Below are 17,159 nucleotides of genomic sequence, written 5' to 3'. Positions count from 1 at the left end.
AAAAATAATGACAGGGCAAGGACGATGATTCTGAAAGTGACGAGTATCGCGATGGCGATGCTGAGCATGGCCCTGCTGTACATGGGCGCGCAGTTGGTGGCCGTCGGAGGCTCTTCCGCTTATTCGATTATCGCCCTTGGCGTGCTGGCGACGGCGGTCCTGCTGTTTCTGAAAAAGAAATCTGCACTGACGCTGTATGCGCTGATTCTGTGGGCCATCCTGATCTGGATCGTTTCCGAAGTCGGCTTCGATAAGTGGCAATGGATCCCCCGAGGTGACGTCTTTGCTCTGGTCGGGCTGTGGCTGGCGCTGCCCTGGGTGGTACGCCCGCTGTATCGCGCGCAGGCCGGCGATGACCGACGTCACTTTCATCCGTTTCTGAGTGGCACGCTCGGCGTGATGCTGGTCATTGTCGTTGCAATGATGTTTTACGATCCGTACCCGCAGCGCGGACAGATCAACGCGGCCGGGACAGCTCGCAGTACTGAAACAGCCGGTAACGACTGGGTTGCGTATGGCGGAACCAGCGCCGGTCAGCGCTTCTCCCGCCTTGATCAGATCACGCCGATAACCGTTGGCAAGCTGTCGGTCGCCTGGGAATACCACACCGGCGACCTGCGCGACGCGGACAAGGATGCAGGCGAGTACACCTTCGAAGCCACTCCACTGAAGGTCAATGACCGGGTTTATGTGTGCACTCCGCACAACGAAGTGCATGCCCTGAACCCGCAGACCGGCGAACTGACCTGGAAGTACACGCCGGAGAAAAAACGTTCATACCTGCAACAGCACCAGACCTGCCGGGGTGTCAGCTATTACTCGGCGGCAAGCGGCACTGCGGATGCTCAGCCCACGCCAGCGCTCTGCGCAAAACGCGTCATCACCGCAACCGCCGATGCTCGGCTGGTGGCGCTGGATGCCGACACCGGCAAGCTGTGCAGCAATTTCGGCGACGCTGGCGTGATCGACCTGAGCGTCAATATGGGTGAAGTTCGTCCCCACGCCTTGATGCAGACCTCCGCGCCGCTGATTGCCGGTGAGTTGATCGTAATTGGCAGTTCGGTGATGGATAACGGCTACAACAACGGCAATCCGTCCGGCGTGATTCGCGCTTATAACGTGCTCACCGGGCAACTGGTGTGGAACTTCGATCCATACCATCCACATGACACCCGACCCATCGCAGCGGGCCAGAGCTACCCGCAGGACACGCCTGTTGCATGGGCCACTCTGAGTGCAGACGTCAAAAACGGTCTGGTGTATGTACCGTTCGGCAACGCTTCGCCTGACGAGACCGGCACGTTGCGGGACCCTGAAAGCAACACCGAACAATTCCGTGACGCGCTGGTTGCGCTGGACTTGAAAAGCGGTGCATTGCGCTGGAAATTCCAGACTTCGCACAACGATTTGTGGGACCGCGACAACCCTTCGCAGCCGTCGCTGCTGGAATTGGGCAAGGAGGGCAGCAAACAACCGGCCATCCTGGTGCCTACCAAGGTTGGCAATATCTTCGTCCTCAACCGCCTGACCGGCGAGCCGATTGTGCCGATCGATCAGGCCAGCGTGTCTACCGAAGGCGGTGTGCCCGGTGAACGCTTTGCGCCGAACCAGCCGGTTTCCAGGCTCAACTTCATCCCGCCAGCGCTGACCGAGAAATCCATGTGGGGCGTGACGCCGTTCGATCAGATGGCTTGCCGGATCACCTACAACACGCTGCGTTATGACGGTAACCCGTGGACGCCCGCTACCGAGAAAGGCTCGCTGATCTATCCGGGCAATATCGGGGTGTTTAACTGGGGCTCGGTGGCTGTCGATCCGGACCGGCAGATACTCGTCGCAACACCCGTACATCTGGCGTACATCTACAACCTGATCAAGCGTCCTGCGCAGGCAGAAGAGAAACGGCTGTTCACCGAAGACGGCAAGCCGTACTGGAATGAAAACTTCAAGGGTGACTACGCCATCCGTATTTCACGGCTCGCGTCCAGTCTTGGAATTCCGTGTACTGCGCCGCCCTGGGGAAGCATGGTCGGCGTCGATCTGAGCACCGGCAAAACTGAATGGACCCGACGGGTCGGCACCACCAAAAACCTGAAGACCAATTTCATGCAGGCGCGCTTTCCTGTCGGCTTCCCGATGGGCATGGTCGCCCACGGCGGTCCGCTGGTGACCGCTGGTGGGGTGATCTTTCACGGGTCAACCGCAGACAACTTCTTCCGTGCCTACGACGTCAATACCGGGGAAGTGCTCTGGGAGCATGAACTGCCGGCTGGCGGTCAGGCCACGCCGTCTACCTATACCGGCAAGGACGGCAAGCAGTACGTGATCATCGCCGCCGGTGGTCACGGATCGCTGGGGACTACGCTGGGCGACAGCGTGATTGCGTTCCGTATGGACTGATATCCGGCGCATCCTGACCGGGGCCATGGACGGCCTCTTTGAGGGTGCTGCTCAGACGACATGAAAGCGCTTCAATTCCCCGCCATCCAGCGCGCCAGGCCATGCCTGCCGCTGACGCCCAGTTTTGTCGTGGCACGCTTCAGGTAAGTTTCCACCGAGCTGTTCTTGACCTTCAGTCGCTGTGCCAGTTCGGCCACAGTGCCACCTGTCAGCAAGCCCAGACAGACTTCCTGCTCTCGTGCAGACAAGGTAATAGCGTCCTGCGCCAGCCTGCCGCTGAACGCCTGATCCAACGAACCAGGCTCCGGTTCGACTCGCGCCCCTCGAACACTGGCTTGAGCAAGGCCATAGGCGTGCTGTTCAACCAGTGGCAACAGGGTATCCGACAGGCTTTTGAGCAGTGACAGCTCGGTCAGCGAGAACGCGCGCAAGGTGGTCAACCGGTAAAAGCAGATTATCCGGCGCAGCTCGCCGTGGCTGGAAACCAGGTTGCACTGATGAGTATTGCGTTGCGGATGTTGCATGCTCGAAGGCGGCTTGAGCTGGATCAGTAGCGGGTCCTGCATATGCAGAATGCTTGCCAGCAGTGGATGACCCGTTGAGTCAATGTCGGTATTTGCATGCTGCAGGCCGGCGCCGCCGAGCAGATTGATACGGCTGACGCTGCCCTGGCGCAGGTCCAGCGTCAATTCGCTGAGGTCGAGCCCGTGAATCGGCACTACAGAATGGACCAATTGCAGCATGCGTCCGGCAAATGTAGTGCAGCCGGTGCTGGAAACCAGGCTGGCAAGTTGCAGGTAAAAGCGCGGATCGTCGCTGTATTCGAAGTGTTGCGCCGTGTTCATCTTGATCCTTCCCGATTTCAACCCTGCGAAAAGAGGATCGTGTTCAGCTCCTTTCGCGGCGACTACTGATAACCATTACTTATAAAAATCGATAGGTCACTGATTCTTTGGGTATTCAGCCTAAGGATTGCGCCTGCGTCTGTAACGAAAAACAGGGACACGATTAAACCCTGAATTGAACTAACTCCCAGTGATTAGTAGCGATACGCCAGTGTCCGGGTTTAAGGGGCCATACAGTGACAAGAGTGCGAGGGCCTAATCCGGGTCTTATCTGTCAAGAAGGATCTTGAACCATGCTCGTCTCTGCCGCCGCACACTTCCCTCTGACTGCCGCACAACGTGATGTCTGGCTCGACCAGATCAGCCGTGGTGATTCTCCTCTGTACAACATCGGCGGCTATATGGATGTTGACGGTCCGCTGGACGCAGCGACCTTGCAGCGTGCTCTGGAACTGTTGATCGCGACGCATGAAGGCTTGCGCACCGTGTTTCTGGCCGGTGCCGGGACAGACGGTCTGCCGCTTCAGACATATGTGACCAGCATGCCCATGCCATTGGCGTTGCATGACTTCAGCGATCATGAGCAACCCGAACTGGCCGCTCAGGCACTGGTGATCGAGCGGATGCGCCGTCCGTATGTATTTGATGGCAGCCCATTGTTCGGCTTCAGCCTCATTCGCCTGACGGCTGACCATTACTGGCTGGCCAGTCAGGCTCATCACCTGATTCTGGATGGCTGGGGCTTCGGGCAGATGATGCAGTCGCTGGGGGATATTTACTCGGCCTTGATGCACGGCGACAGTCCGATATTCGAAGCGCCGCGCTACAGCGACTTTATCGAAGAGGATGCACGCTATCAGGCTTCCGAGCGCTACCTGCGCGACAAGCAATACTGGCTGGAAAAATACCGCAACTTGCCGGAGCCACTGCTGGTCTCCCGTTATCACAATCGGCGGATGACGGATCCGGCGCCTGCGCATGCCTGGGTGCAGGCTTTCCCGGAAGCCCTGCATGTGCGTATGAAACACTTTGCCAAGCAGCAGGGTGCTTCGACATTCCACGTATTGCTGGCGGTGTTGCATGTCTACTTCAGCCGCACCACCCAGCGTGAAGAATGGGTGGTCGGCCTGCCATTGCTCAATCGCACCGGGGCGCGATTCAAGGCAACCCTGGGCCACTTCGCGCAGGTCAGTGCGGTGCGCATGGCTTTCGCGGAAGGCGCGGATTTCGCGACGCTGGTCAGCGAAGTACGTGATGCACTCAAGCGCGACTTCCGGCACCAGCGCTTTGCGCTGAGCGAGCTGAATCGCACATTGGGTGTATCACGCGATGAAAGGGCGCAGCTGTTCGAGGTTTCGGTGTCCTACGAACAGGAAGGTCATGATTACCGCTACGGAGCGGCTCAGGCCCGGGCTGTAAAAGTCTCCAATGGTTACGAAGCCACGCCGCTGGCCATTCACATGCGCAGCAATCTGAACAGCGACGAGGCATCGCTGCACATGGTTCATCATCGCGCCTGGATCAGTGACGCCGAGGCCGAGGCCATCGCCTGTCGCTTGCTGCGGATACTGGAGCAGGGCCTGGAAAATCCTGCATTGCAGGTCAAGGACTTTGATCTGCTGACACACGTCGAGCGGCTTGACGTTCAGCAATGGAACGCCACGGCGATGGACGCTGGCGAGGAGCCACTGATTCATCGGCGCATTGAACAACAGGCGCGCGTGCGCCCAGACATGCTCGCAGCCGTCCATCAAGGGCAACAGCTGACGTATGCACAGCTCAATCGTCAGGCCAATGCGCTGGCCCAGCGTCTTATCGAGGCGGGCGTACGCCCGGACGACCGCGTCGCTGTGGTTTCCCGGCGCAGCCTGCAAACCTTGGTGGGGCTGCTGGCCACGCTCAAGGCAGGCGCAGCTTACGTGCCCATTGACCCGTCCCATCCCCGCGAGCGTCTGACCTATCTGCTGACTGACAGCGCCCCGGTTGCGGTGCTGACGCTCTCGGCGCTGGTCGAACGTCTGCCGTCATTGGCGGTGCCGCTGATCGAACTGGATCACTGTCTTGAGGCTTCGGGCAGCGACAGCAACCCGCAGGTGGCTGGCCTGAGCAGTGCCAATCTGGTTTATGTGATTTACACCTCCGGCTCCACCGGCCAGCCGAAGGGCGTGATGGTCGAGCACCACATGCTGGCCAATCTGGTCGACTGGCACTGTGATGCTTTCGGGCTCGAAGCAGGCGGACACACGTCGTGCCTCGCCGGTTTCGGTTTTGACGCCATGGCCTGGGAAGTCTGGCCGACCCTGTGCGCAGGTGCGACCTTGCACCTGGCGCCGGTTCAAGAGGGCGGCGAAGACATCGAAGCCCTGCTGCAATGGTGGCGTGCGCAACCGCTGGACGTCAGCTTCCTGCCGACGCCCGTGGCCGAATATGCGTTCAGCCAGGCGGACGACCACCCGACCCTGCGAACCCTGCTGATCGGCGGCGACCGCCTTCGCCAGTTTGCCCATAACCGCCGCTACGCGGTGGTCAACAATTATGGACCGACAGAGACCACGGTGGTCGCCACCTCCGGCCAAGTGCTGGTCAACGGTACCCTGCACATCGGCGGCCCCATCGCCAATACCCATGTGTACGTGCTGGATGAGCACTTGCAGCCCATGCCGGTGGGCATCAGCGGTGAGCTGTACATCGGTGGTTCGGGTGTCGCCCGTGGCTATCTGAACCAGCCACAACTGACCGACGAGCGATTCATCGCCGACCCGTTCAGCGAAAAGGCGCAGGCGCGCATGTACCGCAGCGGTGACCTGGTGCGCTGGAACGCCGACGGCACGCTGGATTATCTGGGCCGCAATGACGATCAGGTGAAGATTCGCGGCATGCGCATCGAACTGGGCGAAATCGAGGCCGCGCTGACCCTTCAGGACGGGATGCAGGACGCCGTTGTGCTGGTTCGTGATCTGCATCTGCTGGCCTGGTTCACCGAAACCTCACCGGTCGATACCGACGCCTTGCGCCATGCACTGCGCGCGATACTGCCGGGCTACATGGTGCCACGCGCCTTCACCCGTCTGGACGCGTTGCCACTGACCGGCCATGGCAAGCTTGATCGTCGGGCGCTGCCAGACCCGGACCCTGCGTACCTGCTCGGCCACGCCTATGAAGCTCCACAGGGCGAAGTTGAAGTGGCCATGGCCGCCATCTGGGCAGACGTGCTCGGCGTGGAGCGGGTAGGGCGGCACGACAACTTCTTTGAACTGGGCGGCCATTCGTTGCTGGCCGTCAACCTGGTCGAGCAACTGCGCAAGGCAGGCTTGAAAGCCGACGTACATGCGCTGTTGGCACAGCCGACCCTGGCGGCACTGGCCGCCTGCGAGGGTTCCCGTCAGGCGCTGCAAGTACCGGCCAATGCGGTGCTGGCAGGCTGTACGCGGATCACCCCAGAGATGCTGACGCTGGTGAGCCTCAATCAGCCGGAAATCGATCGCATCGTCGCCAGCGTGCCGGGCGGTGCAGCCAATGTGCAGGAAATCTATCCGCTGGCACCACTTCAGGAAGGCATTCTCTATCACTACCTGACCGCCGAGCAGGGCGATCCGTACCTGCTGCAATGGCGTCTGGCGTTCGACAGCCCCGAGCGCCTGCACGCTTGGGCCGGTGCCCTGCAAAAAGTCATCGACCGCCACGACATTCTGCGCACTTCGATCGTCTGGGAGGGCCTGGAAAACCCGCTGCAAGTGGTTTGGCGCCATGCCGAACTGGCGGTGCAAGCGATCAGCATCGAGGCCGGTGCGACCGACATGCCGACCATCGAGCGTTTGCAGCAACGATTCGACGCCCGTCACCATCGCCTTGACTTGGCTCAGGCACCGTTGATGCGCCTGGTGCACGCCGATGACCCGTCCAGCGGTGAAGTGACTGCGATTCTGCTATTCCATCATCTGGTGCTGGACAACACCGCCATGGAGCTGGTTAGCCGCGAAATGCAGGCGTTGCTGTTCGATCAACCTGATGCCCTGACTACACCCGTGTCGTATCGCAACTATGTGGCCCAGGTACGTCTGGACAACGACAACGCTGCCCACGAGGCTTTTTTCAGCGAAATGCTCGGCGATGTCGATGAACCGACCTTGCCGTTCGGCGTGCAGGATGTGCGTGACGATGGCATTGCGATCGACGAGGATCGCCGCACGCTCGATAGCGCACTGGCCTCACGCCTGCGTGAACAGGCTCGACAACTGGGCGCCAGCGCCGCCAGCCTGATGCATGTCGCCTGGGCGCGGGTGCTGGGCGTGCTGGCCAACCGCAGTGACGTCGTGTTTGGCACTGTGCTGCTGGGACGCATGAGTGGCGAAGGCGCTGAGCGCACGCTCGGTGTCTTCATCAATACCCTGCCTCTACGGGTCGATACCGAAGATGACGCCCGGGCAGCAGTAAAGTCGACTCATGCGCGGCTGACCGCGCTGATCGCCCATGAACAGGCATCGCTGGTACTCGCCCAGGGCTGCAGCGCTGTGGCCGCAGGTTCGCCGCTGTTCAGCGCATTGCTCAACTACCGCCACAGCGCTGACGTGCGACCGCATGACGGTGAAGGCCCGTGGCAGGGCGTTCGTATACTCGGCGGCGATGTGCGCAGCAATTACCCGTTGACGCTCAGCGTGGATGACATGGGCGAAAGCTTCGATCTGCATGTGCTCGCCGTGCAAGGCATGGGCGCAGAGCGTATCGGCGGCTGGATGGTCAACGCGCTCCGGCATCTGGTCGAGACGCTGGAGCAGGCTCAGCCGCTCACGCTGCACAGTGTTTCAATCCTCGACGCTGAAGAGCGCAGCCAGTTGCTGGTCGATTTCAACGCCAGCGAACAGACTTTTGCGCAGAATCTGACCGTGCATGCTCTGATCGAAACGCAGGCAGCGAATAGTCCGCAAAACCCTGCGGTCATTCAGGGTGAGCAGGTGCTGAGTTACGCTGAACTCAATCAGCAGGCCAATCGTCTGGCTCACCATCTGATCGGTCTTGGCGTGACGCCTGATGAGCGAGTCGCCCTGTGTCTGAGTCGTGGTCCGCAGCGGCTGATCGCCATGCTCGCGGTACTCAAGGCCGGTGCTGCCTACGTGCCGGTAGATCCGGCTTACCCGGCAGAGCGCATCGCTTATCTGTTGCAGGACAGCGCGCCCCGCGTGGTGCTCACCGAGACTGCCACTTGGGAACTGGTTGGCGATACTCGCCAGTTGAATATCCAGCAGGCCGACTGGCACCTGCACTCAGCGGCCAACCCACAGGTGCCAGGCCTCGACGAGCACGACCTGGCCTACGTCATTTATACCTCCGGCTCGACTGGCCAGCCGAAGGGCGTAATGGTCGAACACTGCACGCTGGCCAATCTGGTTCACTGGCACTGCCAGGCATTCGATCTGCACGCGGGCAGTCACACTGCCAGCGTGGCGGGCTTCGGTTTCGACGCCATGGCCTGGGAAGTCTGGCCAGCGCTGTGTGCCGGTGCAGTGCTGCATCTGCCACCTGCCGACGTTGGCAACGAGCATGTCGACGAGCTGCTTGACTGGTGGCTGGAACAACCGCTTCAGGTCAGTTTCCTGCCAACGCCGGTGGCCGAACAGGCCTTGCGCCGGCCGCGTCAGCACCCGACGCTGCGTACGCTGCTGATCGGCGGTGACCGCCGACCCAGGCTTTGCCGTTATCAATAACTATGGCCCGACCGAAACCACCGTGGTCGCCACGTCGGGAGCGGTCTTGCCCGGCGGGGCTCTGGACATCGGCCGACCGGTCGCCAACACCCGTGTGTATGTGCTCGATGAACAGCTGCATCCCGTGCCGGTGGGGGCCATCGGTGAGCTGTATATCGGTGGTGAAGGCGTCGCTCGCGGCTACTTGAATCGGCCTCAGATGACCGAAGAACGTTTTGTCGCCGATCCGTTCAGCGAAAAGGCGCAGGCGCGCATGTACCGCAGCGGTGATCTGGTGCGCTGGAATGCCGACGGCACGCTGGACTATCTGGGCCGCAATGACGACCAAGTGAAGATTCGCGGCATGCGCATCGAGCTGGGCGAAATCGAAGCGGCGCTGGCCGGACAGACCGAAGTCAATGACGCGGTGGTGCTGGTTCGCGGTGAGCGCTTGCTGGCGTGGTACACCGAAAACACCGCTGTCGAGCCTGAAGCGCTGCGCCAGGCACTCCGTGAACGGCTACCGGCCTACATGGTACCGCTGGCATTCACGCGTCTGAATGTGCTGCCGCTGACCAGTCACGGCAAGCTTGATCGACGCGCCTTGCCAGACCCCGACCTGCAAGAACTGACCGGACAGGCCTATGAAGCGCCACAGGGTCACGTCGAAATCCTCATGGCTGAGCTTTGGGCGCAGGTGCTGGGTCTGGAAAAAGTCGGTCGTCATGACAACTTCTTTGAACTGGGCGGTCATTCGCTGCTGGCAGTCAGCCTCGTCGAGCGCCTGCGCACTGCCGGTCTGAGTGTCGACGTGCGGGTGCTGCTGGGGCAGCCAACCGTCGCAGCACTGGCGGCATCGGTGGGCAGCGGTCGCGAGATCGTCGCACCGCTGAATCGTGTCCCGAGCGGCTGCACACACATCAGCCCTGAGCTGTTGAGCCTGACGCAGCTCGATCAGCCGACCATCGACCGGATTGTCGCCAGCGTGCCGGGCGGCGCGGCCAATGTGCAGGAAATCTATCCGCTGGCACCGCTTCAGGAGGGCATCCTCTATCACCACCTGACCGCTGAGCAGGGCGACCCGTACCTGCTGCAATTGCGCGTCAACGTCGACAGTCTGGAGCGCCTGAGCGCAGTGGCCGATGCCTTGCGCAAAGTCATTGCACGGCATGACAGCCTGCGTACCGCGGTGGTCTGGGAAGGTCTCGAAACACCGCAGCAGGTCGTCTGGCGCGAGGCCGCGCTGGTGGTCGAGCGAGTGCCCCTTGCGCATATCGATGCCGAAGCAGGCTCGGCCCGCATGGAGTTGAGTCGCGCGCCACTGATCCGCCTGATCTACAGCCCGGACGTAGTGGGCCAGGGCCTGGCGGCGACGCTGCTGTTTCACCATATCGTGGTGGACGCCACGTCGCTGCAAGTGATGCGCGAGGAAATGCTCGCCCACCTGCGCGGCGAGCCAGGCCCCGTGCAGCCTGCCGTGCCTTATCGCAACTACGTGGCTCAGGCACGTCTGGGTGTCGGCGAAGCAGAACACGAAGCTTATTTCCGTGAGCAACTCGGAGATATCGATGAACCGACCCTGCCGTTCGGTCTCCTGGATGTGCAGGGCGATGGCCGCTCGATAGAGGAAGCGCAACAGCTTTTGCCCGACGACGTGTTACGGCGTTTGCGCAGCCAGGCTCGGCAACTCGGTGTCAGCGTCGCCAGCCTGCTGCACGTGGCCTGGGGCCGAGTACTGGCGGCCGCGACCGGCCATGAACGTGTGGTGTTCGGCACTGTTTTGCTGGGCCGCTTGCAAGGCGGGGTGGGTGCTGACCGTGGCATGGGAATGTTCATCAATACCTTGCCGTTGCGCATCGATCTGCACGAGGTCGGCGTGCGCGATGCGGCGCGTGCCACTCACGCGCATCTGGCCGCGTTACTGGGGCACGAGCACGCTTCATTGGCTCAGGCTCAGCGCTGGAGCGGGGTGGCTGCGCCGCTGCCGTTGTTCAGCGCGATTCTCAACTACCGGCATGCTGCCGGTCAGGCGCGACAGGATGCACAGCAGGGCGCTTGGCACGGGCTGGAAATCCTCGCCAGCGAGAAGCACACCAACTATCCCTTGAGCCTCAATGTCGATGATCTGGGCGACAGATTGCGCCTTGGCGTCACGGTGCCGCCGCATGTCGGCGCGCAGCGTATCTGTGGCTATGTGCAACAGACACTGACCGGGCTGGTCGACGCACTGGAATCCTGCCCTGATCTGCCGCTGCAACGCCTGCCGGTGCTGGATGCCGACGAGCGCCAGCGTCTGTTGGTCGAATTCAATGCCACTACGGTTCATCACGACCTGCAGCAAACCCTGCAAGGGCTGTTCGAAGCGCAGGTTTGCCGCACGCCGCAGGCGGTTGCGCTACGTGCCGGGCGCTCGCAGTTGAGCTATCGACAGCTCAACGAGCAGGCTAACGGCCTGGCTCACCACCTGATCAGTCTGGGCGTAAAACCCGACGACCGCGTGGCAATCTGTGTCGAGCGCGGCGTGTCAATGGTGGTTGGCCTGCTGGCGATCCTCAAAGCCGGCGGAGCCTATGTGCCGCTTGATCCGGGCTACCCGCGCGAACGTATCCAGTACATGCTCAACGACAGCGCTCCGGTCGCCTTGCTGATGCACAGCGCCACGCGTGCTCTGATCGATGATCAGCGTACCGCCCGGATCGATCTGGACACCCCCGGCTGGGACCCGCAGCGCATCGAAAACCCACGTGTTCAGGGCCTCACGCCGAACCATCTGGCGTACGTGATCTACACCTCGGGCTCCACCGGAACGCCCAAAGGCGTGATGGTCGAGCATCGCAGCGTGAGCAACCTTGTGCAGTGGAGTTCACTGCTCTGCCCACCGACCCCCGCTACCGTGCTGCTGCAAAAAACGCCGATCAGCTTTGACGCCTCGGTCTGGGAGATTTTCTGGCCCCTGAGCAGCGGCATTCCACTGGTGCTGGCGCGCCCTGACGGTCAGCGCGATCCGGCCTATCTGGCGCAGGTGATTCAGGAACGCCAGATCAGCGTCGTGCAGTTCGTGCCGGTGCTGCTGCAACAATTCATCGAACTGCCGCACAGCATTCAATGCGACAGCCTGACCGACATTGTCTGCGGCGGTGGCGAGTTGACTGCCGCACTCGCCGCAAAAGTCCGCCAGCGTTTGCCGCAGGTACGCCTGCATAACGTCTATGGCCCGACCGAAACCACAGTAGATTGCAGCGTCTGGACGCTGGAGCCCGAGCAGCCGGTGCCGCACGGCCAGTTACCCATCGGTCGGCCGATCAGCAACACGCGTCTGTATGTGCTGGATGCCTATGACCAACCGGTGCCGCTGGGCGTGATCGGTCAGTTGCACATCGGCGGCAGCGGCGTGACGCGTGGCTACCTGAACCTGCCGCAGGCAGATGCCGAACGCTTCATCGCCAGCCCCTTCGTGACGGGCGACCGCCTGTACCGCAGTGGCGATCTGGTACGCCAGTGCGAGGACGGAAACCTCGAATTCCTCGGCCGCAATGACGATCAGGTGAAAATCCACGGTCTGCGCATCGAGCCGGGCGATATCGAGTCTTGCCTGATTGCTCACCCAGCGATTCAACAGGCAGTGGTGCTGGTCCGCGACGAGCCACCAGGTGGTCAGCGACTGGTGGCCTGGTACACCGGCACGCGACTGTCGGTCGAAACACTGCGCGATGCAGTGCGTGCGCAATTGCCGGATTACATGGTGCCAGCGCTGTTCGTGCACCTGGACGCCATGCCGCTGAGCCCCAACGGCAAGCTTGATCGCAAGGCCTTGCCTGCACCGGGCGTCGACGCCCTCGCGACCCGGCCCTACGAAGCGCCTGAAGGCGAGACCGAAACCCTGCTGGCAAGACTCTGGAGCGACCTGCTCGGGGTCGAGCAGGTTGGCCGGCATGACAACTTTTTCGAACTGGGCGGCCATTCGCTGCTGGCGGTAAGCCTGACGGCGCGTCTGCGCCAGGAAGGTATTGAGGCCGATGTCCGGACGCTCTTCGAACACCCTACGCTGGCGGGCTACGCGTCCATCACAGAGAACATGGAGATTACCCTGTGAGCATCAACGAACTCTTGGCAACACTGAAAGCCCACGGCATCCACTTGACGGTCAAGGACGGACAACTGGTGGTGCAGGGCAACCGTCGTGCGCTGACCGACAACGGCTTGCTGGATCACCTGCGCGAGCATAAACCTGCGTTGATCGAGCTGATCGGGCAGGGCCAATACCAGACCGGCAAGCGCGTGGCGCTGGTGTTGCCAGCCAACGGTATCGCACCGGGCTGCACCCGCATCACGCCCGAGATGCTGACGCTGGTGCAATTGGATCAAGACACGATTGACCGTCTGATCGACTCGATCCCTGGCGGTGCCGACAACGTGCAGGACATTTACCCGCTGGCCCCGCTGCAGCAAGGTATTTTGTACCACCACGTTACCGCGACCCAGGGTGACCCGTATGTGATGCACGTACAGTTCGCTTTCGCTGATCGCGAGCGTCTGCTGGCCTTCGCCGAGGCCATGCAAACGGTCATTGCCCGGCACGACATCCTGCGCACCTCGGTGCATTGGGAGGGGCTTGAAACCCCGGTGCAGGTGGTCTGGCGTCACGCGCAACTGCAAGTCGATACCTTGTCGAGCGCTGCCGGCATCACCCTGAATCTTGGTCAGGCGCCGCTGATGCGGCTGATCTGCATCGAGTCGTCGAGCAATGAGCGGGTACAGGCCACGTTACTGTTTCACCACATTGCCATGGACCACAGCGCGCTCGAAGTGGTGCGCCATGAAATACAGGCCTGCCTGTCAGGCCAGGCCGAGCTGCTGGGTACACCGGTGCCGTTCCGCAACTACGTGGGGCAGGCGCTGCTGGGCGTCAGCGAGGAGGAGCACGAAGTCTTCTTCCGCGACATGCTTGGCGACCTCGACGAACCGACGCTGGCTTACGATCTGCAAGACCTGAGTGGCGATGGCGACTGCGTCGAGGAAACTGGGCTGACTCTGGATCTGGCGCTGTGCCAAGGCCTGCGCGCCCAGGCACGGACCCTCGGCGTGAGTGTCGCCAGCCTGTTTCATCTGGGCTGGGCGTGTGTGCTGGCAGGCCTGACTGGCCGCCAGCGCGTGGTGTTCGGCACGGTGCTGATGGGCCGTTTGCTGGGCGCCGAGGCGACCGAGCGCGCCTTGGGTATCTTCATCAACACCTTGCCATTGCGCATCAATCTGGACGATCAGGACGTGTGCGCCGCAGTGCGCGCTACGCATGTGCGCCTGACCACTCTGATGCGCCATGAACACGCGCCACTGGCGCTGGCCCAGCGTTGCAGCGGTGTTACCGCACCGACGCCGTTGTTCAATGCACTGCTCAATTATCGTCACAGCTCACCGAGCCATGCCTCCGGCGAAACCTGGCAAGGCATCGAAGTGCTGCACGCCGAGGAACGCAGCAACTACCCGCTGGTGGTGAGCGTCGACGATCTGGGCGAAGCGTTCGGCTTGACGGCGCAAACCAGCCCCGGCATCGATCCGCAACGCATCTGCGCCTACCTGCAACGGACGATGGAAGCGTTGCTCGACGCCCTGGAGCAGGCACCGCAGACCCCGGTCGATCAACTTGGCATCGTGCCCGCCAGCGAGCGCACGCAATTGCTGAGTGATTTCAATAATCAGCGTGCCGAGTATCAGCGCGAACTGACGATCCATCAGCGCATCGAGCAACAGGCCGCGCTGCGTCCCGATGCCATCGCCGCGCAGGTGGGCGAGCAACGCCTGAGCTATGGCGAGCTTAATCAGCGTGCCAACGGTCTGGCGCATTATCTGATCAGCCTCGGCGTACGCCCCGATGATCGCGTGGCGGTGGTGGCACGCCGAGGCCTGGAAACACTGGTCAGCCTGCTCGCGGTACTGAAAGCCGGTGCGGGCTACGTGCCGGTCGACCCGGCGCACCCGGACGAACGCATTGCCTATCTGCTCGCCGACAGCGCGCCGGTTGCCGTATTGACCCAGGCGTCGTTGCTGGAACGTCTTCAGGGCCTGTCTGGTGGGGAGGCAACAGCCCCGCTGATCGATCTTGAACACGCGCACTGGCCAGAACAACAGAGCAATCCGCAGGTCGACGGGCTGGATGCGTCGCATCTGGTTTACGTCATCTATACCTCCGGCTCCACCGGCCAGCCCAAAGGCGTGATGGTCGAACACCGGACACTGAACAATCTGGTGGACTGGCACTGTCGGGCATTCGATCTGCACGCTGGCAGCCACACCGCCAGTGTAGCGGGCTTCGGTTTCGATGCCATGGCCTGGGAGGTCTGGCCCGCCCTGTGCGCTGGCGCGACCCTGCACCTGCCACCTGCTGAAATCGGCACTCGATGCGCTGCTGGACTGGTGGCTGGCGCAGCCGCTGCACGTGGCTTTTCTGCCAACACCGGTCGCTGAATATGCGTTCAGCCGCGACCTGCGTCACCCGACCCTGCGCACGCTGCTGATCGGCGGCGACCGCCTGCGTCAGTTCCACCGTGATCCGGGCTTTGCCGTGATCAACAACTACGGGCCCACCGAGACCACCGTGGTGGCGACCTCGGGGCCCTTGCTGCCCAACGGCAGCCTGGACATCGGCAAGCCGATTGCCAACACCGCCGTATACCTGCTCGACGAGCAGCAGCGTCTGGTCCCGTTCGGCATTGCCGGTGAGCTGTACATCGGCGGCGACAGCGTGGCACGAGGTTATCTGAACCAGCCGCAACTGACCGCCGAACGCTTTCTGCATGATCCGTTTGCCGATCAGCCACAGGCACGCATGTACCGCACCGGTGACCTGGCACGCTGGAATGTGGATGGCACCCTGGAATACCTGGGCCGTAACGACGATCAGGTGAAAATTCGCGGCGTGCGCATCGAGCTGGGTGAAATCGAAAGCCAGTTCAGTCAATTGCCTGGCATCGAAGAAGCACTGGTGCTGGCCCGCGAAGATCAGCCGGGACAGCCGCGACTGGTGGGTTACTTCACTGAACGCGCCGACGCTACGCCCACTTCAGTGGATGAATTACGCGTTGCACTGCTGGCCCGCCTGCCAGCCTATATGGTGCCCAGCGCGCTGGTGCGTCTGGACGCCTGGCCGCTGACGGCCAACGGCAAGGTCGACCGCCGCTCCTTGCCCGTGCCCGACCGCGACGCATTGTCGACGGGCGAATACCAGGCGCCGCAAGGTGAGCTGGAAACAGCGCTTGCCGGTATCTGGAGCGAATTACTGCAGGTCGAGCGAGTAGGGCGCGACGACCGCTTCTTTGAGCTGGGCGGCCATTCTCTGCTGGCGATGCGCATGGTCTCTCAAGTGCGCCAGCGCCTGTCACTGGAGCTGGCGCTGGGCGAGCTGTTCGCCGACAGCTCGTTGAGCGCCGTGGCGCGCTGCCTGGCCGCTGCCGGTCGCAGTCAGTTACCTGGCATTGACGTGCAGCCCCGCAGCGGGCCGCTGCCACTGTCTTCTGCGCAGCAGCGCATCTGGTTCATGGCGCAGATGGAAGACGCCAACAGCGCTTACAACATTTCGTTGGGCCTGAAACTGAGCGGTCCGCTGGACAGCCGGGCCTTGAAGCGTGCGCTGGAACGCATTGTGGCCCGCCACGACAGCCTGCGCAGTCGCTTCAGCCAGGAAGACGATAACGCGTGGGTGCAGGCCGCATCCGTCAGCGAAGTACCGGACATCCGCTTGCAGGATTTGCGCGGTCAGGACGCAGATTCCTTGCGCGTGGTAGCCAGGGAAGAAGCCGCGCAGCCCTTCGATCTGCGCCACGACCTGCCTATTCGTGGTCGTTTGCTGTGCCTGGCCGAAGACCGGCACGTACTGCTGCTGACCGTGCACCATATCGTTGCTGACGGCTGGTCGCTGGGTGTTCTGACCCGCGAACTGACCGCGCTGTATCAGGCGTTCAGTCAAGGGCTGGATGATCCGCTGCCCGCGCTGACGCTGCAATATGGCGATTACGCCGTGTGGCAACGCAACTGGCTGGACGCCGAACGGCTGAGCCAGCAGGCCGATTACTGGCAGCAGGCACTGGCGGGAGCACCGGTATTGCTCACGTTGCCTACCGACCGTCCACGTCCTGCGCATCAGGACTACACCGGCGCCAGCGTCGCGTTGAATCTGGATGCGCGTCTGAGCGCCGACCTCAGGACTTTCTGCCAGGCGCAGTCGGTGACACCTTTCATG

General features: G+C 62.1%; 2 protein-coding genes and 2 pseudogenes (1 of these 4 cut by a window edge). 3 read left to right on the top strand and 1 reads right to left on the bottom strand.

The window, feature by feature from the left end:
- Positions 1–24: 24 nt before the first annotated feature.
- Positions 25–2,400, top strand: a complete 2,376-nt coding sequence (locus N018_RS14170; RefSeq protein WP_025390009.1) for a membrane-bound PQQ-dependent dehydrogenase, glucose/quinate/shikimate family — start codon at positions 25–27, stop codon at positions 2,398–2,400.
- A gap of 71 nt (positions 2,401–2,471) precedes the next feature.
- Here N018_RS14170 and N018_RS14165 read toward each other — a convergent pair whose 3' ends face one another.
- A complete protein-coding gene (locus N018_RS14165) occupies positions 2,472–3,245 on the bottom strand; it encodes a helix-turn-helix domain-containing protein (RefSeq protein ID WP_025390008.1) in 774 nt (257 codons plus the stop codon).
- Between the two features lie 293 nt (positions 3,246–3,538).
- Here N018_RS14165 and N018_RS28400 point away from each other — a divergent pair.
- Positions 3,539–13,019: pseudogene (locus N018_RS28400) on the top strand (amino acid adenylation domain-containing protein).
- Positions 13,016–17,159: pseudogene (locus N018_RS28395) on the top strand (amino acid adenylation domain-containing protein); it runs 13,675 nt beyond the window's last position. The pseudogenes N018_RS28400 and N018_RS28395 overlap by 4 nt, the downstream one beginning before the upstream one ends.

It is taken from the genome of Pseudomonas syringae CC1557 (assembly GCF_000452705.1).
In the GTDB taxonomy this organism is placed as follows: domain Bacteria; phylum Pseudomonadota; class Gammaproteobacteria; order Pseudomonadales; family Pseudomonadaceae; genus Aquipseudomonas; species Aquipseudomonas syringae_F.
Note: the sequence above shows the minus strand (reverse complement) of the source record. Positions and strands in the feature narration are given on the sequence as shown.